Annotated in this window: 20 protein-coding genes; 10 read left to right on the forward strand and 10 right to left on the reverse strand. The window is 57.0% G+C overall.

Annotation, left to right across the window (positions count from 1 at the left end):
• The first annotated feature begins 31 nt into the window (after positions 1–31).
• From EE949_RS27335 to EE949_RS27345, 3 genes are all read left to right on the forward strand, one after another.
• A complete protein-coding gene (locus EE949_RS27335) occupies positions 32–655 on the forward strand; it encodes an FMN-binding negative transcriptional regulator (protein WP_122667142.1) in 624 nt (207 codons plus the stop codon).
• 75 nt (positions 656–730) lie between these two features.
• Complete coding sequence (locus tag EE949_RS27340; RefSeq protein ID WP_122667143.1) at positions 731–1,177, forward strand: GNAT family N-acetyltransferase; 447 nt, start codon at positions 731–733, stop codon at positions 1,175–1,177.
• A gap of 11 nt (positions 1,178–1,188) precedes the next feature.
• Entirely contained in the window at positions 1,189–1,863 is a 675-nt protein-coding gene (locus tag EE949_RS27345; RefSeq protein WP_122667144.1) for a GNAT family N-acetyltransferase, read from the forward strand.
• A gap of 149 nt (positions 1,864–2,012) precedes the next feature.
• Here EE949_RS27345 and EE949_RS27350 read toward each other — a convergent pair whose 3' ends face one another.
• The 4 genes from EE949_RS27350 to EE949_RS27365 form a co-directional block, all read right to left on the reverse strand.
• Positions 2,013–2,291, reverse strand: coding sequence for a helix-turn-helix transcriptional regulator (locus EE949_RS27350; protein ID WP_122667145.1), 279 nt, complete (start codon positions 2,289–2,291; stop codon positions 2,013–2,015).
• A complete protein-coding gene (locus EE949_RS27355; RefSeq protein ID WP_122667146.1) occupies positions 2,288–3,604 on the reverse strand; it encodes a type II toxin-antitoxin system HipA family toxin in 1,317 nt (438 codons plus the stop codon). Before EE949_RS27355 ends, EE949_RS27350 begins: the two co-directional genes overlap by 4 nt.
• A 312-nt stretch (positions 3,605–3,916) precedes the next feature.
• Positions 3,917–5,725 carry a sodium-extruding oxaloacetate decarboxylase subunit alpha gene (oadA, locus tag EE949_RS27360; RefSeq protein ID WP_122667147.1) on the reverse strand — a complete coding sequence of 603 codons (1,809 nt, stop codon included), beginning with the start codon at positions 5,723–5,725 and terminating at the stop codon, positions 3,917–3,919.
• A 100-nt stretch (positions 5,726–5,825) separates the two neighbouring features.
• Positions 5,826–7,241 carry an acetyl-CoA carboxylase biotin carboxylase subunit gene (locus EE949_RS27365; RefSeq protein ID WP_095093062.1) on the reverse strand — a complete coding sequence of 472 codons (1,416 nt, stop codon included), beginning with the start codon at positions 7,239–7,241 and terminating at the stop codon, positions 5,826–5,828.
• A 181-nt stretch (positions 7,242–7,422) separates the two neighbouring features.
• Between EE949_RS27365 and EE949_RS27370 the strand changes: the two genes are divergently transcribed.
• A complete protein-coding gene (locus tag EE949_RS27370; protein ID WP_122667148.1) occupies positions 7,423–8,373 on the forward strand; it encodes a LysR family transcriptional regulator in 951 nt (316 codons plus the stop codon).
• Here the strand turns inward: EE949_RS27370 and EE949_RS27375 are convergent.
• The 3 genes from EE949_RS27375 to EE949_RS27385 all read right to left on the reverse strand — a co-directional run bounded on the left by EE949_RS27375 (position 8,327) and on the right by EE949_RS27385 (position 12,556).
• Positions 8,327–8,551: a PA3496 family putative envelope integrity protein gene (locus EE949_RS27375; RefSeq protein ID WP_122667149.1), complete on the reverse strand. Its 225-nt coding sequence runs from the start codon at positions 8,549–8,551 to the stop codon at positions 8,327–8,329. The two genes, EE949_RS27370 and EE949_RS27375, sit on opposite strands and share 47 nt — an antisense overlap.
• Positions 8,552–9,029: 478 nt before the next feature.
• The gene (hexR, locus tag EE949_RS27380; RefSeq protein ID WP_087269295.1) at positions 9,030–9,896 is read right to left on the reverse strand and encodes a transcriptional regulator HexR; all 867 of its coding nucleotides are present in this window, start codon (positions 9,894–9,896) and stop codon (positions 9,030–9,032) included.
• Between the two features lie 152 nt (positions 9,897–10,048).
• On the reverse strand, positions 10,049–12,556 hold the full coding sequence (locus EE949_RS27385; protein ID WP_122667150.1) for an EAL domain-containing protein: 2,508 nt from the start codon (positions 12,554–12,556) through the stop codon (positions 10,049–10,051).
• 237 nt (positions 12,557–12,793) lie between these two features.
• On the opposite strand from EE949_RS27385, the gene uvrD reads away from it, so the two are divergent.
• From uvrD to EE949_RS27400, 3 genes are all read left to right on the forward strand, one after another.
• The gene (gene uvrD, locus EE949_RS27390) at positions 12,794–14,977 is read left to right on the forward strand and encodes a DNA helicase II (protein WP_122667151.1); all 2,184 of its coding nucleotides are present in this window, start codon (positions 12,794–12,796) and stop codon (positions 14,975–14,977) included.
• A 345-nt stretch (positions 14,978–15,322) separates the two neighbouring features.
• On the forward strand, positions 15,323–16,177 hold the full coding sequence (locus tag EE949_RS27395) for a Tim44 domain-containing protein (RefSeq protein ID WP_122667152.1): 855 nt from the start codon (positions 15,323–15,325) through the stop codon (positions 16,175–16,177).
• A 132-nt stretch (positions 16,178–16,309) separates the two neighbouring features.
• Positions 16,310–16,717 carry an SMI1/KNR4 family protein gene (locus tag EE949_RS27400; RefSeq protein WP_027901704.1) on the forward strand — a complete coding sequence of 136 codons (408 nt, stop codon included), beginning with the start codon at positions 16,310–16,312 and terminating at the stop codon, positions 16,715–16,717.
• Positions 16,718–16,847: 130 nt separating this feature from the next.
• Here the strand turns inward: EE949_RS27400 and EE949_RS27405 are convergent, their stop codons facing one another.
• Positions 16,848–18,611 carry a cation:proton antiporter gene (locus EE949_RS27405; RefSeq protein ID WP_122667153.1) on the reverse strand — a complete coding sequence of 588 codons (1,764 nt, stop codon included), beginning with the start codon at positions 18,609–18,611 and terminating at the stop codon, positions 16,848–16,850.
• Between the two features lie 297 nt (positions 18,612–18,908).
• On the opposite strand from EE949_RS27405, the gene EE949_RS27410 reads away from it, so the two are divergent.
• Positions 18,909–19,394 (forward strand): acyl-CoA thioesterase, encoded by a 486-nt coding sequence (locus tag EE949_RS27410; protein ID WP_027901706.1) that lies wholly within the window; start codon positions 18,909–18,911, stop codon positions 19,392–19,394.
• 147 nt (positions 19,395–19,541) lie between these two features.
• Here EE949_RS27410 and pdxY read toward each other — a convergent pair whose 3' ends face one another.
• Entirely contained in the window at positions 19,542–20,408 is an 867-nt protein-coding gene (gene pdxY / locus EE949_RS27415) for a pyridoxal kinase PdxY (protein ID WP_122667154.1), read from the reverse strand.
• A 113-nt stretch (positions 20,409–20,521) separates the two neighbouring features.
• Between pdxY and EE949_RS27420 the strand changes: the two genes are divergently transcribed.
• Complete coding sequence (locus EE949_RS27420) at positions 20,522–20,914, forward strand: DUF3301 domain-containing protein (protein WP_122667155.1); 393 nt, start codon at positions 20,522–20,524, stop codon at positions 20,912–20,914.
• A 28-nt stretch (positions 20,915–20,942) separates the two neighbouring features.
• Here EE949_RS27420 and EE949_RS27425 read toward each other — a convergent pair whose 3' ends face one another.
• Positions 20,943–21,920, reverse strand: a complete 978-nt coding sequence (locus EE949_RS27425) for a CobW family GTP-binding protein (RefSeq protein ID WP_122667156.1) — start codon at positions 21,918–21,920, stop codon at positions 20,943–20,945.
• A gap of 41 nt (positions 21,921–21,961) precedes the next feature.
• Between EE949_RS27425 and EE949_RS27430 the strand changes: the two genes are divergently transcribed.
• A complete protein-coding gene (locus tag EE949_RS27430; RefSeq protein WP_162873974.1) occupies positions 21,962–22,309 on the forward strand; it encodes an NADH:ubiquinone oxidoreductase in 348 nt (115 codons plus the stop codon).
• The last annotated feature ends 8 nt before the right edge of the window (positions 22,310–22,317 follow it).

Consider the following 22,317-nt stretch of genomic DNA (forward strand, 5'->3'; position numbering starts at 1 on the left):
ACGATTCAGACATCGGCCAAGAGATATTTCCATGTACACACCCAGCGCCTTCACAGACAACGAGCTTGCCAGCTTGCACAGCCTGATCGAGCAGACCCGGCTGGCAATTCTGGTCACTCATGACGAGCAAGGCCTGCAGGCCAGCCACTTGCCGCTGCTATTGCGCAGCGATGAGGGCGCCCAAGGCACGCTCTATGGTCATCTGGCCAAAGCCAATCCTCAGTGGCGCGCGCTGCAGCAGGGTGCAGAAGTCTTGGTGATCTTCCCGGGCGCGGACGCTTACGTCAGCCCCTCGTTTTATCCATCCAAAGCCGAACACGGAAAAGTCGTGCCTACCTGGAATTACGTGACTGTTCACGCCTATGGCTGCGCGCAAGTCTTCAGCGATCCGAAGCGCCTGCTCGACGTGGTCAGCGGTCTGACTGCCAAACACGAAACCGGACGCGACAACCCTTGGGCGGTGGCAGACGCGCCTGCGGATTACATCGACAAGATGCTCGGCGCCATCGTCGGTTTTGCGTTGCCCATCGAGCGTCTGGAAGGCAAACGCAAACTCAGCCAGAACCGATCATCTGCAGATATCGCAGGTGTGCGTGACGGGCTGGCGGGCAGCGCAGACTCCAAAGATCAGGAACTGGCTCAGTTGATGAGCTGAAAACCTGAATCTGGAGCTCACGAGCGCCTACAGAAAAGCATTTAATTCAGTTAATTATTCCGACAGGAGAACGCCGTGACCGATGTTCAGATTCGCCCCGTCACCGAACAGGATCGCGCCGCATGGTTACCGTTATGGCAGGCGTACCTGACGTTTTATAAGACCGAACTGTCCGACGCAGTGACTGACAGTACCTGGCAGCGCTTTCTCGATCCGGCTGAACCCACCAATGCAGCATTGGCCTGGCAAAACGGCAAAGCGGTGGGCATGGTCCATTTCATCTACCATCGCTCCAACTGGAGCATCGCCAACGCCTGTTATCTTCAGGACTTGCTGGTTACGCCCGATCAGCGCGGGACAGGCGTCGGACGCCTGTTGATAGAACACGTTTACGCTACGGCCAAAGCCAATGACTGCGACAAGGTTCACTGGCTGACTCACGAAACCAATGCCACCGCGATCCAGCTATACGAGCGTATTGCTGAACGCCCCGGCTATATTCAATTTCGAAAAATGATCTAGGAAGTTTGTCCATGTCGAAACCTGTACCCGATTGGCAACCTGCGAAGCTCCCGGACACCAGAACGCTGGAGGGACGTTTCATTCGTCTGGAAAAACTCAGTGTCGCACGTCATGGCGACGGGTTATGGGCCGCACTGCAGGGGCCTGGCTCGGATCCCAAACTTTGGGATTATCTGCCCTATGGGCCATTCCTGGAGCGCAGCGTGTTCGACACCTGGCTTGCCGGTCACGAAGCCAATACCGACCCATGGTTCTACGCGATCGTCGATCAGGTAACCGGCGTGGTCGATGGTTGCCTGAGCCTGATGTCTATCGTCGCTGCCCAAGGCCGAATCGAAATTGGTCATGTGACCTTCGGCGGCCAGATGCAACGCACGCCAAAAGGAACCGAGGCGGTATACCTGCTGGCTAAAGAAGCCTTCGCTTTGGGCTACCGTCGCCTGGAGTGGAAATGCAACGCCGACAACGCCCGCTCCAAGCGCGCAGCTGACCGGTTCGGCTTCAGCTACGAGGGCACCTTTCGGCAACACATGGTGGTCAAAGGTGTGAACCGTAACACCGCCTGGTATTCAATCATCGACAGCGAATGGCCTGAATTGCAGACCGCTTTCGAAGCCTGGCTTGCGGCGGATAACTTCAACGATGGGCAACAGTTGCAGGGGCTGGAGGCGTTTCGCGGACTCTGAGCTTCAGTTCATGAAATCCTTTACGTAAAGTTCAGCGACTTGCCGGAGGACGGCATGCAGAAGATCGCCACGAAAAGCATCACCTCGCTGAACTGATCCAACAACGCTATAAAAAGCCATAACGCAGAGCCGTCAGGCTTCAGGCGTCATCAACTGATCTGCCGATGACGCCTCACCACGCCCATCTGTAAACCAAACGGCCTGAACACCGCATTCAAAGACTTGAGGGTCGGGTTACCCTCGCCCTGCTCGATCTGAATCAACGTCCTTACCGAGATTTTGCACATCCTGGCGTATTGGCTTTGATGCAGCCTCGCGCCCTCAACCCGCAGCCGCTTGACCGCTTCGCCCATCTCAAGGCTACCGTCGGCAATGCCCTGCTGAACGCTTTCGATCAGCAGCGCGCGGGCGTCGATGGATAAGGTCATTGCAATCCCCAGGTGGTCAACCGCTGGTCCAGTTTGCCCAGAGCGATGGCTGGATGGTTGAACGTCGCGTCCGGCAGACCGCTGTCGCGCAATATGTCAGGCAGTGCCCTTAGCTGCCGGGCATCCTGACGCAACCGCTCGAACGCCTGCTGTGGATCAAGAATATCTGCCAATGCATCACAGGCTGCACGCCAATTGACGACACCTGCTCGCTCGATGGATTTCGACCATTTTGTTGTACGTGTGATGCCCTCAGCATCCATAACCATGGGTGCGAGATCATAAATGGGCGCAAGTCGATAACCGTCCTGAGAGCGGATGATCGCCGTGTTGCGGCCATGGTTATCCGAGTTACCAAGAATCTGGTTAATCAAGTCACGACGCAGGTATTCGGCCACCAGATCAGGTATTTCTGCCTTCTGCCCGGCCTGCGACCACAACCCGCTCAGAAGCGTGAGCACCTCCAGATGATCCATTCGGCTACCTGGCAACGTCACTCCGGCCAGGGAATATATCGACTCCACGGCCAACCGCTCGACACCTTGCGCCGTGATGCGACGATCGAAGCGTTTCATCCACAGGCTCGGTTTGTTCGCCTCCTCCAGTGCCATATCCTCTGTCGCCACGGTATCGATACCCAGCTCCTGCAGCGCCTTGTAATACAAGTATTCGCTGCGCAGTATTTCCTGATCGTTTTTCAGAGCCTGATTACGGGCGAGCTTGATGAACCAGTGCCCCCGAGCCTGTTCATCAGCCAGCACCGCATCGGGATACAGCAAGCCGTCGACGCCCTGCGTCATCAACAACTTCGGCGCTTCTCCCCCCGCACCAGTAGCCCCACCAATGGCAGCACCCTGTTCGTAGGCGTACTCGAGGAAGTGCTGGTCACGGGTGACGACATCCGCACGCGTAAAGCCCATGGCCTCGCCCTCTTCCAGAACCGCTACTGACTCCTTGATACGCAAATTGCCAATGGGAGCGGGCGTGCTGCGCCCAAGCAGATACAAGTCATCACTCAAACCTTCCGGCTTTTGTCGACCGAGTTGGGTAATGAGGAAGCGCTTGGCTGCTCCAGAAGGAGCAATGTCATGCAGGAAAGCCGGGGCCTCGCGCGATGAGAAGGTTTCAAAATCCACCGGCAGGCGGGCGCTTACGCCTTGGGATAAAGAGTTCGGGTATGCGTCCACTACATAGTCCGACTTGTAGGCGAAGCGACATGGACCGAGAAACCCTTTTGAGAGGTCGTCGAACGAAAGGGTCATGGCATCCTTCCAGATGCCATCGCCATAAATCTGAACGGTGAGGTTATACATGGGTCGCCTGCAATTTATTGCACCTGACAGACAGGAAAAGGGCCTATATCTGCACTATAGTGCATTTATGGATTCATGCACGACACAGAAAATGCAATTTAATGCAGTTATGGATTTTGAAGTAAAAAAGGGAGCCATAAAGGCCCCCCGAGGAAATCTTGAAACTCAATGCTTGGCAATACGGCCTCGTAGGAGCGAATTTATTCGCGAAGAGGCCGGTAAACCCGAAACATATGCCACGTTTTCACCGCAGTATTCGCGGATAAATCCACTCCCACATGAGCCCCGCTACCGGTTTGGCACCGTGCCTGATCAGCCCTCGATCTCCACCAATATCTCGCCCGGATTAACCCGATCACCCTTGGCCACATGAATGGCGACGACCTTGCCAGCGATCGCAGCCTGGACTTCGGTTTCCATCTTCATGGCTTCGGTAATCAATACGGCCTGACCGGCTTTGACCATGTCACCTTCCTTGACCAGAACATCGACGATGTTGCCGGGCATGGTGGTACTGACGTGGCCCGGGCCACTGGCCTGAGTACGCTTGCTTGCGCCGCCGCTGACGAACTCGTTGAGCGGCTCGAACACCACTTCTTCCGGCATGCCATCGATGGACAGATAGAAGTGACGCTTACCTTCCGACTTCACGCCCACCCCGGTGATATCGACCCGGTAGCTTTCGCCGTGAACGTCGATCACGAATTCGGTTGGCACGCCCTCGCCAGAGGCTTTGCTCACACCACCCGCTTCCGGGATAGGCAGCAACTCTTCAGGTTTGAGGGTGCCAGCAGCACGCTCTTCGAGGAACTTGCGGCCAATGTCCGGAAACATTGCATAAGTCAGCACGTCTTCTTCGCTTTGGGCCAAGGCGCCAATTTCGCCACGCAACTTGGTCATTTCCGGTTTGAGCAGATCCGCAGGTCGCACATCGATCAGCTCTTCATTGCCGATCGCCTGACGACGCAGCTTTTCATCCACCTGACCCGGCGCCTTGCCGTAACCGCCCTGCAGATAAAGCTTCACTTCATTGGTGATGGTCTTGTAGCGCTCACCCGCCAGGACGTTGAAGAACGCTTGAGTACCCACGATTTGCGAAGTCGGTGTCACCAGCGGCGGGTAACCCAGGTCTTTGCGCACCCGCGGAATCTCGGCCAGCACTTCGCCCATACGGTTTAGCGCGCCCTGCTCCTTGAGCTGGTTGGCGAGGTTGGAAATCATCCCGCCCGGCACCTGGTTGACCTGTACACGGGTATCGACCGCTGTGAATTCGCTTTCGAACTGGTGATATTTCTTACGGACAGCGTAGAAATACAGCCCGATTTCCTGCAACAGCTCCAGGTTCAGGCCAGTGTCGAATTCGCTGCCTTTGAGCGCGGCAACCATGGACTCTGTGCCCGGATGGCTGGTGCCCCATGCGAAGCTGGAGATGGCGGTATCAATGTGGTCGGCGCCGTTCTCGATAGCTTTGAGCTGACACATCGCAGCCAGGCCAGCGGTATCGTGAGAGTGGATAAATACCGGCAACGACTGCTCGGCCTTGAGCGCTTTGACCAACTCGCCGGTAGCGTAGGGCGTCAGCAAGCCAGCCATGTCTTTGATCGCTACCGAATCACAGCCCATGGACTCCATCTGTTTGGCCTGAGCGACAAAGGCGTCGATGGTATGCACCGGGCTCGTGGTGTAGGCGATGGTGCCCTGAGCATGTTTGCCAGCCGCTTTGACCGCCTCGATGGCCACGCGCAGGTTACGCACATCGTTCATGGCGTCGAAGATACGGAACACATCAATGCCATTGACCGCAGCCTTGGCGACGAAGGCTTTGACCACGTCGTCGCTGTAATGGCGATAGCCCAACAGGTTCTGCCCGCGCAGCAACATTTGCAGGCGCGTGTTGGGCAATGCAGCACGCAGTTGACGCAAGCGCTCCCACGGGTCTTCTTTCAGAAAGCGCACACACGCATCAAACGTCGCGCCGCCCCAGCACTCCAGCGACCAGTAGCCGACTTTGTCGAGCTTGTCGCAGATGGGCAGCATGTCTTCGGTGCGCATGCGAGTGGCCAGAAGCGACTGGTGGGCGTCACGCAGGATGGTGTCAGTTACGAAGATTTTCTTAGACATTTGGATCTCCTCATAGCGACAAGCTGCAAGCTACAAGCGGCAAGTAAGAGCAGATCTGCTTTTGCTTGAAGCTTGCGGCTTGGAGCTTGCCGCTGCTTATTCATAAGCCTGCGTGGGCGGCGATGGCGGCAGCGATGGCCAGGGCCAGCTCTTCGGGTTTGCGCTTGATCGAGTAATTGGTCAGTTCAGGGTGGCTTTCAACGAAGCTGGTATTGAACTGCCCGCTACGGAATTCCGGGTTACGCAGAATTTCCTGGTAATACGCCGCAGTGGTTTTCACCCCTTGCAGGCGCATGTCATCCAGTGCGCGCAAACCACGGTCCATCGCCTCCTCCCAGGTCAGCGCCCAGACAATCAGCTTCAGGCACATGGAGTCGTAATACGGCGGGATGGTGTAGCCGGTATAAATCGCCGTATCGGTGCGTACACCCGGGCCGCCGGGCGCGTAATAGCGGGTGATCTTGCCGAAGCTCGGCAGGAAGTTGTTCTTCGGGTCTTCGGCATTAATCCGGAATTGCAGGGCGAAACCACGATGGATGATGTCTTCCTGCTTGACCGAGAGCGGCAGGCCGGACGCGATCCGAATCTGCTCGCGGACGATGTCGATGCCGGTGATTTCCTCGGTGATGGTGTGCTCCACCTGCACCCGAGTGTTCATCTCCATGAAGTACACCTCGCCCTCGGCGAGCAGGAACTCCACAGTCCCAGCATTTTCGTAACCCACTGCCTTGGCGGCACGCACCGACAGATCACCGATGTAGGCGCGTTGCTCGGGCGTCAGTTGCGGGCTGGGGGCGATTTCGATCAGCTTCTGGTTGCGGCGCTGAATCGAGCAGTCACGCTCAAACAGGTGCACGACGTTGCCAAAGCTGTCGCCGAGGATCTGCGCTTCGATGTGCTTGGGATTGACGATGCACTTTTCGAGGAAGACCTCTGCCGAGCCAAATGCTTTGGTCGCTTCGGAAATAACTCGCGGAAAGGCTTGCTCCAGTTCTTCTCGGCTGTTGCAACGACGGATGCCCCGACCGCCACCACCCGAGGTGGCCTTGAGCATCACCGGGTAACCGATGCGGTCCCCTTCGAGCAGCGCCTCAGTAATGTCCGCAACGTTGCCTTCCGTACCCGGCGTCACCGGCACACCGGCCTTGATCATGCTGCGGCGCGCTTCAGTCTTGTCCCCCATACGGCGGATGACTTCAGCTGAGGGGCCAATGAACTTAATGCCACGTTCGGCGCATATATCAGCCAGTTCGGCGTTTTCCGAAAGAAACCCGTAGCCTGGATGCAAGGCATCGCAACCGGTCTCCACCGCAAGATTGACCAGCTTGCGCGGGTTCAGATACCCCGCGAGAGGCTCGGCACCAATGCTATGGGCTTCGTCCGCCCGCTTGACGTGTAACGCATGACGGTCGGCGTCGGAAAAGATTGCCACCGAACGGATGCCCATCTCGGCGCAGGCGCGCACGATCCGGACAGCGATCTCACCGCGGTTGGCGATCAGGATTTTTGTTATCACGAGTATTTCCTCGACCGTAGAACCGGCTATGTAACTGAACCGGTTTGTAACAGGGCGTGTGGTTGATTGCCGCAGGAACACCCTATGCCCGTTCAGGGATTAACAAAAATGAGTAAAAGTTGGGTTGTGTATAAGTAAAGACTTATAGTTGAGTTTTCAGCGATTGAGCGGCCCATAAAAAATGCGTAAGTCATTGATGCGTATGACATTGCGTCAACTGCGCATTTTCAACGAAGTGTGTGATCTGCGTTCATACAGCAGAGCAGCGGATGAAATGGCCCTGACTCAGCCTGCCGTCAGCTTGCAGATTCGCCAGCTTGAAGAGCTTATCGGTCAGCCACTGTTTGAATACGTCGGCAAAAAACTGTACCTGACAGAAGCAGCCGAAGCGCTGCAGTCGGCCAGTCGCGATATCTTCGGGCGCCTGGAAAGCCTGGATATGCAGCTCACCGATATGCAGGGCTCGCTACAGGGACAATTGAAGCTGGCCGTCGAATCAAGCTGCAAATACTTCATCCCGCACCTTTTCGCAGCGTTCAAACGTAACTACCCGGAGGTGGTCCTCAACCTCACGGTGGTCAATCGCGCTCAGGTGATCAGAAGGCTGTCGGATAACCGCGATGACCTGGTCGTAATGTCTATGGTGCCGCAGGACATGGGACTGGAGTTTCTGCCATTTCTCAACAATCCGATTGTAGCCGTCGCCCCGCCTGACCATCCGCTGAGTGATGGACGTGCTTTAGTCCTCAAGGACCTGGAACCCTATCCGTTGCTGATTCGGGAAAATGGCTCGGGGACTCGCAAGGCCTGCGAGGAGTATTTCAAAGACAAGCGCGTGCACTTCACCACGACCATAGAAATGTCGGCACACGAAGCACAGCGCGAAAGCGTGCTCGCCGGGCTGGGCATCGCCATGCTGACACGGCACGCAGTCAGTCTGGAACTCGCCACTGGCATGCTCAAGGAGTTGCCAGTGGCGGAGTTGCCGCTGTATCGCAGTTGGTGCGTGGTGCAGGCCAAGGATCGACGCCTGTCACCAGTGGCGCACGCCTTCCTGGCGTTCATCCGCACCGAGCGGGCGCAAATCAGCCAGCTAATGGAGCGGTTCGACGGGCGTCTTCCAAAGGTTTAGCAGCCTGCCAGAAGCGCTCTGAAACGCTCTCCTCGAAGTCACACAGCTCTTGATTGAGCCGACGCGCTTCGGAATAGCTTTCTATCGCCCGACGAAATCCCATACGTCGTCGATCTTCTTGCTGACGACGGGTTTTGACGGTGCTGCTCTGTTGCGAGTCATCGTAGTGCCGAGGCATATCCTGTCTCCCAGTGCGTTGCGGGAGTACAGAATGCCCAGAGGGCGTGACGATCTGACGGCGAATGCATGAAGAATTAGTGAAGGTAGCCGAGCTCATCGCGCCGGAAACAACAGGCAGTAACCTTATAAATATGTAGTGCGTTTCGGCGACATGCTTCGGCGATAGTAAGCCCTGCAGGACGCAAACAAGCTGTCTATTAGCAAGGAGCTAACAAGAATATTGAAACCAGGAACGACGCCATCACCCTCCCGGTAGAGAGGGATTTATCGCAATGTTCGACACCCCGGTTAGCTACACGCAACCAAGCGGAGCAACCATTGCCGGAGTCAGTATTTTTTACAAAGGCGAGCTGCTGACAAACATCGATGACGTACAGATACCCAGTGATCGAGCGCGTTAGCATCAAGATTTTTGGCTGCTACCCGCTACCTCACAGGTAGCGGGTAGCAGTTTTTGCGTCAATACCCTGAGAGCATCAGTCTTCGTGAGATTTGATCGATTTGGGCGACAGACGAAGGCTGCGCAAGCTGCGCTTCACGCTCTTCAGATGGTTAACCAGGCTCGGACCGCGCGCCATGGCAACGCCCATTGCCAGCACATCAATGACCACCAGATGCGCAATGCGCGAAGTCAGCGGGGTATAGATTTCGGTGTCTTCGTGTACGTCGATTGCCAGATTGACTGAAGACAGCTCAGCCAAAGGCGTCTGACTTGGACACAAAGTGATCAACGTCGCACCGGTTTCACGCACCAGATTCGCTGTTATCAGCAGATCCTTAGAGCGGCCGGACTGAGAAATGCAAACCGCTACATCGGTCGGGGTCAACGTAACGGCCGACATGGCCTGCATATGCGGATCTGAATAAGCAGCTGCACTGAGCAACAAACGGAAAAATTTGTGCTGAGCATCGGCGGCGACGGCACCCGAGGCGCCAAACCCGTAAAACTCGACCCGCTTCGCCGCCGCCATGGCCGTCACTGCCAATTGCAAAGCATGGGGATCGAGGTTTTCCCGCACTTCCATCAAGGTGTGCAAAGTGGTGTCGAAAATCTTCAGGCTGTAGTCAGCAACCGAATCATCCTCGTGGATCGCAAACTGGCCAAAGCTGGCTCCAGCCGCAAGGCTCTGCGCCAGTTTGAGCTTCAAATCCTGAAAGCCAGTGCAACCAATGGCACGGCAAAAGCGCACGATGGTCGGCTCGCTGATACCGACGCTGTGCGCCAGATCGGCCATGGAACTGTGCATCACAGCCGCTGGGTCAAGCAGCACGTGGTCGGCGACTTTCAGCTCCGACTTGCGTAACAGATGGCGTGACTGGGCGATGTGTTGCAGCAGATTCAAAGGGGCAGACTCGGCAAAGGTGCATGGGACGGGATGTAGCTTTCTTGTAGTTATACTACATGACCTGCGGGACGCCCAGTTAAACGAACCCGGTAAGGTAATCAGGAACGATTTGGGGAGAAGTCAGGCAACGAAATAGGACAATTCCTACATCAATGCCAGATCTGGCTCGCGTTTTCTCGCAGAACTTCAGCCAGAATCTCAGCCTCAATCGGCCGACTGATCAAGTACCCCTGCACCTCATCGCAACCATTGCCGCGCAGGAAGTCCAGCTGCGTCTGAGTTTCCACACCTTCCGCGACCACTTTCAAACCCAGGCTATGCGCCATGTCGATAATGGCGCGAGTGATTGCCGCGTCTTCGGTGCCTTCGCCCAACCCGCGAATGAAGGCCTGATCGATTTTCACGTAGTCCACGGGAAAGCGCTTGAGATAACTCAATGAAGAATATCCGGTACCAAAGTCATCAATCGCCAGCTTCACCCCCAATTCCCGTAACTGTTGGAAAGTGGTGATAATGTGCTCGACGTTGTCGAGCAATTGGCTTTCGGTCAGCTCCAGTTCCAGCCAGTGAGGCGCCAGTCCGGTTTCCTCCAGTACTTGTCGCACCAGGCTGACCAGTTTGCCCTGACGTAATTGATGCACCGACAGGTTGACTGATACACGGATGGGCTCAAGCCCTTGGCTCTGCCATTCACATGCCTGGCGGCAGGCTTCGCGCAGGACAATCTCGCCAATGGAAACAATCAAGCCAGTCTCTTCAGCCAGACTGATGAAGTCTCCAGGCGGCACCATACCGCGCTCGGGGTGGCGCCAGCGCACCAGAGCCTCTGCTGCATCGAGACGTCCAGTCGCCAATGACAGCTTGGGTTGATAGAAAACCTCCAACTGTCGGCCTTCAATCGCCCTGCGTAGTTGAATCTCCAGCTGCAGACGCTCAAGGGTGCTGGCTTGCAGGCTTTCGGTGAAGAACTGGAAGTTGTTACCGCCCAAATGCTTGGCGTGCTGCATCGCGATGTTGGCCTGATTGACCAGCGCCGAAATTTCCCGTGCCGAATCCGGCAACAGGCTGATACCAACCGACGCACTGACAACCAACTCATGGCCCGCTACGGAGATGGGCGTTCTCAGCTTGGCCAACAGACGTGTGGTGACGCGGGTCAGACTGGAAAGACTGCCGTACGAGTCAAACAGCACCGCAAATTCATCGCCGGACAATCTGGCAATAGTGTCCGCTTCCGGCAAGGTACTGCCCAGCCGGCGCGAGACCTGTTTGAGCAACTGGTCGGCCACTTCATGACCGAGGCTGTCATTGAGCAGTTTGAAGCGGTCCAGATTAATGTGCAGCAGCGCCAGACTCCTGCCGCCTTGCCGCACCCGCTGACTGGCTTCGTGCAGGCGCTCCTTGAACAGCGACCGGTTGGCGAGCCCGGTCAGCTCGTCGTAATGAGTCAGATAGCGCATACGCTCTTCGGACTGCCTACGCGCAGAGAGATCGGCGAAGAAGCCAACGATATGGCTCATATTGCCGGCAATATCCCGCACCACGCTCAGGTGCAGCCATTGAGGGTACAGCTCGCCATTCTTGCGGGTTTCGACCAGCTCGCCTTCCCAACATCCGGTTTGCTCAAGCGATTGGTGAATGACCTGAAAGTGTCTTCGCGCATCACGGCTGCTGGCGATATCAGTCACTTTACGGCCGACCATATCCTCTTGTTCATAGCCGGTCACTCGGCTGAAAGCCTGATTAACCGCGAGAATGTTGTAGTCCGGATCGAAGATGACGATGCCTTCACTGGCCGCCTCGAATACGGTTGCCGCCAGCCGGGGCGGGCTTTTGCTCAGGGCAAGATTGGCTTCCTCCAGCTCCTGAGTGCGCTGTACTACGCGAGTCTCCAACTCTGCCTGGGCCTCACGCAGGCTGCGCTCGGCTTTGCGGCGCTGTTCTATTTCCCGGGCAAGTTCAGTGTTGAGTTGCTCGCTCTGAGCCTGAGCCTGCTGCAAAAACTCGATCAGCGCCTGATTCTGAAAGCGCCTTATCAGCCCTCGATGAATCAAGCGGTTAACCTGCCAGGCGACAACGCTAAGGGCCATTAACAGGATTAACCCTAACCATCCCCAGCCCCGCAAAGGAACATCACCGCCCCAGAAGGAATAGATAATGGGCGGCAAAAGACACGCCAGGGTAAACGTGAGAAATGCAGTAATGCTCACCGCATAGGCGACACTCGCCGAGAGCGTCGCTACGCCGATCAGGCCAAATACCCAGGCTTGCTGCTGAAAGTTTTCGACGGGCACCAACACGAGCGCCGCGCTGGCCAGGGTAAGTCCGCTGGCACAGGCGCCCAACAGAAATGTCTGCCCCCAGATCGGTAGCGCACGTCGCTCGGCGGATGCAGAGCGAAAGGCGGCGACCTGAAAAACCCGCAACCCCACCAATGCGGCAAGCCAGCCGAGCCAGACGCCCACTAACAGATAGCGCTCTGGCCCCCATAACAGCCAGGCGCAGACCACGCCATTGATCAGCATGAACAGTGTGGGCAGCAACGAGCCTTGATACAGCATGCGCGTGCGCTCGACTGCCAACTGGCTGGCGTACTGCTTGCGGATATTGCGCCGGTCTACCCGAGAAGTGGCCGTCGCGCTGAAGCTTGAAGTCATGGCAGTTTCTTATAATGGTGTGGCCTTGAACGTGCACGGAGCATACACAAGCGCCACCAGAGACCAAACGTCTCCTCTCATATTAAATGGCAGTTCGCCACTTGACTCATTGTGCTCGTCTAATTCGGACATCTGGTCAGTACGGATGATTGCCTGCCGATCGTCGCCGAGCGCACTTTTGTCGATTCGGGCAAAGCATGGTTTGCCCGGTTTCGCTCGGCACCCTAGAATGCGTCGATGCGCGATGATCTCTCCCTTCTGCTTAATTCCCTCAACGATGCCCAACGGCAGGCCGTAGCTGCCTCCGTGGGTCGTCAGTTGGTTCTGGCCGGCGCTGGTTCCGGCAAAACCCGTGTGCTGGTGCATCGCATCGCCTGGTTGATCCAGGTCGAGCAAGCCTCGCCACACTCGATCCTGTCGGTGACCTTCACCAACAAGGCGGCAGCAGAAATGCGCCACCGGATCGAACAACTGATGGGTATCAACCCGGCAGGCATGTGGGTGGGCACGTTTCACGGCCTTGCGCACCGCTTGTTGCGCGCGCACTGGCAGGAAGCCAATCTGGCACAGACCTTCCAGATCCTGGACAGCGACGACCAGCAACGCCTGGTCAAGCGCGTCATGCGCGAGCTGGGGCTGGATGAACAACGCTGGCCCGTCAAACAAGCCACTTGGTTTATCAACGGTCAAAAAGACGAAGGCCTGCGCCCCAAGCACATTCAGGCCAGCGGCGATCTTTTCCTGACCACCATGAAGTCGGTCTATGAAGCCTACGAAGTCGCCTGTCAGCGTGCCGGGGTAATTGATTTCTCCGAGCTGCTGCTGCGCGCGCTCGACCTGTGGCGCGACAACCCTGGCCTGCTCGCTCATTACCAGCGACGCTTCCGGCATGTACTGGTCGACGAATTCCAGGACACCAACGCCGTGCAATACGCCTGGCTGCGCTTGCTGGCGCAGGGCGGCGACAGCCTGATGGTCGTAGGCGATGACGATCAGTCGATTTATGGCTGGCGCGGCGCAAAGATCGAAAACATCCACCAATATTCGTCTGACTTCCCGGACACCGAAGTCATACGTCTGGAACAGAACTACCGCTCCACCGCCAGCATCCTCAAGGCGGCCAACGGGCTGATCATCAATAACAGCGGGCGCATGGGCAAAGAGCTGTGGACTGATGTCGGCGATGGAGAGCTGATCAATCTGTACGCAGCCTTCAACGAACACGACGAAGCCCGTTATGTCGTGGAAACCATCGAAAGCGCCCTCAAGACAGGGCTGGCGCGTAGCGAAATCGCCATTCTTTATCGCTCCAACGCCCAGTCACGGGTGCTTGAAGAAGCGTTACTGCGCGAACGGATTCCCTACCGTATTTATGGTGGCCAACGCTTCTTCGAGCGTATGGAAATCAAGAACGCCATGGCCTACCTGCGTTTGCTGGAAGGCCGGGGCAATGATGCAGCTCTTGAGCGGGTTATCAACGTTCCGGCCCGCGGCATCGGCGAAAAAACCGTCGAAGCGATACGTCAGCATGCTCGTCATGCCGACGTATCGATGTGGGAAGCCACTCGCCAACTGATCGCCAATAAGGGCCTGACCGGCCGTGCAGCAGGCGCGCTGAATGGTTTTGTCGAACTGATCGAAAACCTCGCCGCCAAGGTCATGGAAATGCCGCTGCACTTGATGACGCAGACCGTCATCGAGCAGTCCGGGCTGATCAATTACCACAAGGAAGAGAAAGGCGAAAAAGGCCAGGCCCGGGTAGAAAACCTTGAGGAACTGGTCAGCGCCGCGCGCAACTTCGAAAACAACGAAGAACACGCCGAGCTGACCCCGTTGGCGGCATTCCTCGGCCATGCTTCGCTGGAAGCCGGGGATACCCAGGCCGAGGAGCACGAAGACAGCATTCAGTTGATGACCCTGCACAGCGCCAAGGGCCTGGAATTCCCTTACGTGTTCCTGGTAGGCATGGAAGAAGGCCTGTTCCCGCACAAGATGAGCCTGGAGGAACCTGGACGTCTCGAAGAAGAACGGCGTCTGGCGTACGTGGGCATTACTCGCGCCATGCAGCAACTGGTAATGACCTATGCGGAAACACGTCGCCTGTACGGCAGCGAGACCTACAACAAGGTATCGCGCTTCGTACGTGAAATCCCGCCGCTGCTGATTCAGGAAGTACGCTTGTCCAATAGCGTTAGCCGTCCATTCGGTGGCACGCAAAAGGTCAGCACCAGCAACCTCTTCAACGGCACCGGGATTCCGGAAACCTCCTTCAGTCTCGGCCAGCGTGTGCAGCACGCGGTGTTTGGCGAAGGGGTGATCTTGAATTTCGAAGGCGCAGGCGCGCAGGCACGAGTGCAGGTCAACTTCGCAGAAGGCAGCAAGTGGCTGATGATGGGCTACGCGAAGCTGGAGGCTATTTAGACTGCTGACTCGTTGTCTGAATGGAAATACTTCCTGTGGGAGCTGGGCTTGCCCGCGATAAGGTCAACGCGGTTTCATGTGAATCGTATCCAGCCTTATCGCGGGCAAGCCCAGCTCCCACAGACAGCAGCGATGCAGCGGCAGATTGAATCCGCCCCCGGTCACCTCCATATAGATGACACTGTCCGGCGATCCGTCCTACAGAACTTTCACCAACGCCCTACGGACCAACCTACATAGGGTCTTCGGGAATTACGCAAAAGCCGGAAACACTTGGCCGCTAGCCAGACACATATGCCCTATGCAATATGGCGCGCGTGCAATCCACAAAACGGGAATACCCTTATGCAACGTTTTCTAAGCATCGCTATGGCGTTGTGCATCGGGCTCACCATGAGCTTCGAGGCCAATGCTGCGCGTTTCGGTGGTGGCAAGAGCATGGGCTCGGCGCCAAGCCATCAGGCGCGCCAGGCTCCATCCACCCCTGCCGCAGCGCCTAACGCTGCTGGCCGCCCGGCACCTGCTGCCAGCGGCGCTTCCCGCTGGCTCGGCCCATTGGCCGGTATCGCTGCCGGCGGCCTGCTCGCTTCCATGTTCATGGGCGACGGCTTCCAGGGGATGCAAATCTTCGACATCCTGATCATGGCAGTCATTGCCTTCCTGATCTTCCGCTTCATCGCTGCTCGTCGTCGTAAGCAACAAGGCGAGCAAATGGCTACTGCTGCTGGCCCGATGAATTATCAGCGTGAAGCCGCTCAACAGCCTGCCCAGAACTCGATTTTCGGTGGTTCGGGTGCAGCCTCGGCAGCCGCTCCGGTGATCAATGCTCCGGCCTGGTTCAACGAAACGCGCTTCCTTGAAGCCGCTCGTAGCCACTTCCAGTCGCTGCAACAGCACTGGGACGCGAACGAGATGGACAAGATCGAAGAGTTCGTGACCCCACAGATGCTGCAGTTCCTGAAGAAAGAGCGTGCAGATCTGGGCGACGCGTTCCAGTCGACTTACATCGACAACCTGACCGTGCAACTGGACGGCCTGGATGATCGCGCTGACAAGACCATCGCTACGCTGACCTTCAGCGGTGTTTCCAAATCTTCGCGCTTTGACCAAGGCGAAGTGTTCAGCGAAAGCTGGAACATGGAACGCCCGCAAGGCGAGAATCAGCCTTGGCTGGTTGCTGGTATCCGCCAGAACGGCTGATCCAGACAGCTTCACGCATCAGCAAAACCCCGGACTTGTCCGGGGTTTTTGTTTTATCCGTTGGGATAGTTATTTTGAGAAAGGCTTTAAGCTACTGTATAAACCGCGCCATCAAGTCAGAGGAGCCAGGCCGTGGAAGAAGTCATTGAACAATTACGCGAAGCGAATGAACCTGTTCCGGTTCCGCTGGAGCTGCCCGACGAGGACCAACTCGTTGAGGTCGAAGAACAGCTGTTCATCAACATCCCCTTCGTCTTCAAGGAATTTCTCCTGACGGTAAGCGACGTGGTGTACGGCAGCCTGGAGCCGGTAACGGTTACCGACCCCGGATCGCATACTTATCTGCCTGAGGTCGCGGCCTCTGCCTGGGATATTGGCGTGCCACGCGAGCTGATCCCGATCTGTCAGGACGGCGAAGACTACTACTGCGTCGAAGAAGACGGCACTGTAGTGTTGTGGTCCGGCGAAGAAGAGCTGGTTACCGAAGAAAGCTGGGAATCGGTATGGCACTGGGCGCGGGACGTCTGGCTGGAAAGCTGAGCCGCGTTACCTGGATCTGTAGGAGCTGCCGAAGGCTGCGAATAGCGATGAGTCAGACAAACCGCTATCGGCGCCGTCGTAACCTCCGACAACTCCTACAGTACCCAGTTATCAGGCTTCAATCGGGCCGCTAGTGCCCATTCGACTCCTGGTTATTGCCCAGCGTCTCCAGCAACGCGATCTGCATACGCGTATGTACTCTGATGAACCAGCGCCATGCTACTGCCGCGACAATGGCGGCGATCACGGCGATCAGAATCAGCAGTTCGTTGGTCGGCAGAATGCTCGCGGACAGCGCCGCGAGCATCACGAAGATCACCAGCAAAGACAGCAGAGGAATCACCTCGGCGATCACTTTGCGCACTCGCGCCGTGTGCCGGCCTGCCATCTCCGGTTTGACGCCCATCTCAGCCAGCAGCATCGACAGCGCTTTGAGCTTGCGATAAGCCGCGATCAGGAATGGCAACGACAGCAACAAGGCAGCGCCACAGATCCAGGCTTTCTGTTGCCCTACGTCGCCGACCCAGTCGCTGATATACACACCGATGCGCTCGGCGAAATAGCCTCCGCAGAAGAATATGGCCACGACCAGGGCCAGATTAACCCCGACCTGCAACAGAATCCGCCGAATCATCGATGCCAGCAGCGCGCCCTCGCCTTGCGGCTGGATGCTGCGTAGCCACTCACCGTACATGCCAAACACACGCGCTACGCGGCGAGGCATGATGCTTGCCAGTTGGTTGGACAACGGATCGGCACCGCGAATCAGATACGGCGTCAGCAACGTCGTGATGGCGGAAACGGCGACCGCCACCGGGTAAAGGAAGTCGCTGGTGACCTGAAGAGTCATCCCAAGCGCCGCGATGATGAAAGAGAACTCGCCAATCTGAGAGAGGCCCATGCCCACGCGCAGCGAGGTCTTGCCATCGTTACCGGCGAGAAATGCACCAAGCCCGCAGGAAAGCATCTTGCCGAGGACAACGGCGACGGTGATCACCGCAATCGGCCAGGCGTATTGCACAAGGATCGCAGGATCTATCATCAAGCCGATCGCGACGAAAAAAATGGCGCTGAACATGTCACGAATCGGCTCGATCAAGCGCTCAATTTTCAACAGCTGGCGAGACTCGGCCATGATCGCACCGATCAGGAAAGCACCCAGTACCATGCTGTATTCAAGCTTCACGACCAGCAGGCAGAAACCGAAACACAGACCGAGCACGGTGATGAGCAGCATTTCGTTGCTTTCAAATTTCGCCACATAAGCAAGCAGACGCGGGACCAGCAGGATGCCGATCACCAGAGCAACGATCATGAACAGCGAGAGCTTGCCGACGGTGGAGAACACCTCGCCGGAGCTGACCGATCCACTGACTGCGATCCCGGACAGCAACGCGATAATGCCGATCCCCAGGATGTCTTCAACAATCAGCACGCCGAAAATCAGCTGCGCGAAGGGCTGATTCTTCATTTTCAGATCGTTGAGCGCCTTGACGATGATGGTCGTCGACGAAATCGCCAGGATTGCGCCGAGGAACAGCGAATCCATGGTGCTCCAGCCGAAGTACTGACCGATCTCATACCCGATCCAGATCATCAGGGTAATTTCGAGAAACGCCGCGATAAAGGCTGTAGCACCAACCTTGAACAGCTTGCGCAGGCTGAACTCCAGCCCCAGGCAAAACATCAGGAAGATAACCCCTAGCTCGGCGAGGGTTTTGATGGTGTCTTCGTCGTGGATCAGCCCGAATGGCGGTGTATGCGGGCCGATGATAAAACCGGCGACGATGTAGCCCAGCACCACAGGCTGTTTGAGGCGATGAAAGAGGATAGTCACGACGCCAGCCACCAGCATGATCACTGCCAAATCCTGAATAAAGCTGATGGCATGCATGGGTCCGGCTCCTTATGAAACGCATTGCTGCTGGCCGAATCCCCGAAAAGCGACGGAGAATTCAGCTACTGCACTGCAAAAATCTGATTAATTTGTAAGAAATTGCCCGCTCCACGGGCTTTCGCAGGTTAACACTGCACATTCATTGATAAAGCCGGTGCAATATATGGAAACAGATCGGGTAACCGCGTGACGGCCTCCAGCCAGCAAGCGTCCCGATAACTGCCACACAACGCTTGAATCCGTAAGCACCGCCATAAGGTGCAATTTCTGAACCGCCTTGATCGTGAGTACGCTATGGAACCCGGAAACGCCCAGCTGTCGATGACTGTATTGATGACCCCGGACATGGCCAACTTTTCTGGCAACGTACACGGCGGCACCCTTCTGAAGTATCTCGATGAAGTTGCCTACGCCTGTGCAAGCCGCTACGCAGGCCGTTACGTCGTAACCCTGTCAGTGGATCAGGTGATTTTCCGCGAGCCGATTCATGTCGGTGAATTGGTGACCTTCCTCGCGTCGGTGAACTACACCGGCAACACTTCCATGGAAGTGGGCATCAAGGTCGTCACGGAAAACATCCGCGAGCGCTCGGTGCGTCACACCAACAGTTGCTTCTTCACCATGGTCGCGGTGGATGACCAGCGCAAACCGGCCAGCGTCCCGCCGCTGGAACCAGAGAGCCCGGATGGCAAACGCCGCTACATTCAGGCTCAACAGCGTCGGCAGATCCGCCAGGAGCTGGAAAAGCGTTATCAGGAAATCAAGGACGAGACGCTTTAAGGCGAGACTCAACCCCGGTAAATCAGGCAGCTATTCCTGTGGGAGCCGGGCTTGCCCGCGATATATGAGACGCAGATATAAGGTACACCGCGTGATCGTTTATCGCGGGCAAGCCCAGCTCCCACAGTGAACCGTGCTGACCACACTCTACAACCGCACCGCCTCAAACCTCACACGAGGATGAGCCGTGCGGTCCTGGGCGCGGACCAGTTCCAGTTCGTAGCTGCCGCACGCCTGAGTCTCCAGCAGCACTTCGTGCACTGACGCGGCGGCGAACTCAAAAGCTGCAACCAGCTCATCCCCAAGCAGCACGCGAGCCAGGAACAAACCGGACGTCAGGTCGCCAACACCCACTGGCTGACGCGGAAAGGCCAGTAGCGGGCGACGCAAGTGCCAACTGCCATCGGCGGTCACCAGCAGCATTTCAAAGCCGTCAGCGGGCTTGCCGGGGTAATCCACGTGCTTGACCACAACCGCTCTAGGGCCGCGAGCCAACAACGCGCGAGCCATGGCTACGCAATCAGCCAATGAGTCCGGTTTACGGCCGGAAAAACTGTCCAGCTCCAGCTGGTTCGGGCACATGAAATCTGCCACTGCTGCCGCTTCTTGCAGAAGAAAATCGCTGACCTCCGGAGGGACGATGCACCCCTTCTCGGGGTGCCCCATTACCGGATCACACAGGTACAACGCGTTAGGGTTAGCGGCCTTGATCCGCGCAACGCCCGTCAGAATCGCCCGCCCCTGAGCAGCACTCCCCAAATAACCGGAGAGCACAGCGTCGCAATTGCCCAATTCACCGATAGCAGCAATGCCCTCAATGAGCGCCGGAATCTGTTGCGGAGGCAATACATCGCCAGCCCATTGCCCGTATTGCGTGTGATTGGAGAACTGCACGGTGTTCAGCGGCCAGACATTCACCCCGATCCGCTGCATCGGAAACACTGCAGCGCTGTTGCCTGCATGGCCGAAAACCACATGGGACTGGATGGCGAGCAAATGGGGTGTACGTTTCATCAAGGGTTCCTGAACACGATGCAAATGCAGTAGTGAGAAATTTAAGTCGCGCAGTATGGCTGCAAATCCCCTGACACAGTTAAGCTGGTGGCACTTTGTTGGAGCGCTTTTTCATGCTGACCTTGGGAAACATGTTCGTCCTGATGCTATTGGCCACCGGCGCTGCATGGCTGTGGCACGCTCATGGTCTGCGCGAGCGTGCGCTGGAGCGCGTCAAACAGCACTGCGCGAAGCTCGACGTAGAGCTACTGGATGGCAACGTGGCTTTACGCAAACTGACGTTCGCCCGCGATTCTCAGGGTCGTAAACGCCTGGCCCGTGTGTACAACTTTGAATTCACCGTGACCGGTGAACAGCGCCATCCTGGCACCATTACCATGTTTGGCGCGCACAGCGCGCAGATTGAACTGGCGCCCTACCCGTTCGAAATGAAAACGCCACCGCCCAGTGCGGAAATCATCCAGCTGAGCCAATGGCGGCAAGAACACAACAAGTGGAAGCAGTAGATCACGCGCGGCTTGTGGATAAGTTGTTCTAGAGCAGACAAGCGGACAGTTCAGCCTGTAAGCAGGCTTCATCCTGTGCCCGCAAGAAGATCAATTCGAGCCGCGAATCCCGTCGCCACTCGCTGACTTGCCACTTCACAGCATCGCCCGCTACGGAATTGCCCGACACCCAGCCTTTTTCGCTGTGGATAACCAGTTTGGCGCGAAGCCAGTCCATGCTCTGCAACCACAGTGCCAGGCGGGCCAGATCAAAGCGTCGATCTGGATGCCAACGCCAACCGATGCTCCAACCCTCCTGCTGGCTCTGACTCAGACAAATCGGCAGACCGGGGTCCGTCCATACGGCAGGAAGCTGCGCCAGACTCTTGGGCAAAGCAAGGTTATCCACAGCGGTGTTATCCACAGCCGAATCGGATGTTGGAGAGACACCCGGCAGTTCAGCCAACGACATCCTGCCCTGTTCCGTCCAGATCATCTTGCCTACAGGCAATCGCTCAGTAATCCGCTGACGTGCCGCAGTATCCAGATCCGCTGACTTGTTAAGCACCCATAACCCGGCGCTATTCAGCGCCGATTGTTGGCTAGGTGGCAGTGGATTCCCGGCAGCCAATGCCGCCGCATCCAATACCATGACGCTGGGCTGAACCGTGAGCACACCCAGCCAAGGCGCTTGCTGCAACTGCTCGATCAACTGCGCGGGATGACCGAGGCCGGACGGCTCGATCAGCAATCGATGCGGTCTGGACTTGCGCAGCAGACGGCCCAGGCCGATTTGAAAAGGCGCTCCGTTAACGCAACACAGGCAACCGCCAGCCACCTCGCCAAGTGCGATACCATCGTCGGCCGTGGTCAGCAGCGCAGCATCCAGGCCGATCTGACCGAACTCATTGATGAGGATCGCCCAGCGCTCATCTGCTGGTTTTTGCGCCAATAGATGTTGGATGAGGCTGGTCTTGCCTGCCCCCAAAGGTCCGCCGATGACGTGGGTCGCAATGTTCTGCAGCATGGTGGTCGCTTATGACGAAGGCGTTTAAAGCCAGGATCGCGATGTTCCTGGGAATGGTGTGGGTAGCGAGTGCAGGAAACGCATGGGCCGAGGCATGTCTGGTACATAGTCAGGCCGAACGGTTGGACGTGAAAGTCTGCCAGGCCAACCGCAACATCCCGCCCAAGCTGTTTCATGACGGCTTCTGCCAACCACAGCTGGCAGGACAAAAAACCGATGTGACATTTCTAGAGCAATGTCCCAGCGGTGCCTTTGGTATTTGTAGCAACGCGCAAGTCGCCAATATGCCTTATCGCGAAGATATTCACTATTACGGCGTGGCGAGCGATGCGGCGTACCTTAAGCCGTTTTGCGAGGGGCAGAGTCAGGGCAAGTGGTTGGTGCCGTAAGTGGCTGA

The sequence above is a fragment of the Pseudomonas viridiflava genome, assembly GCF_900602065.1.
Classification (GTDB): domain Bacteria; phylum Pseudomonadota; class Gammaproteobacteria; order Pseudomonadales; family Pseudomonadaceae; genus Aquipseudomonas.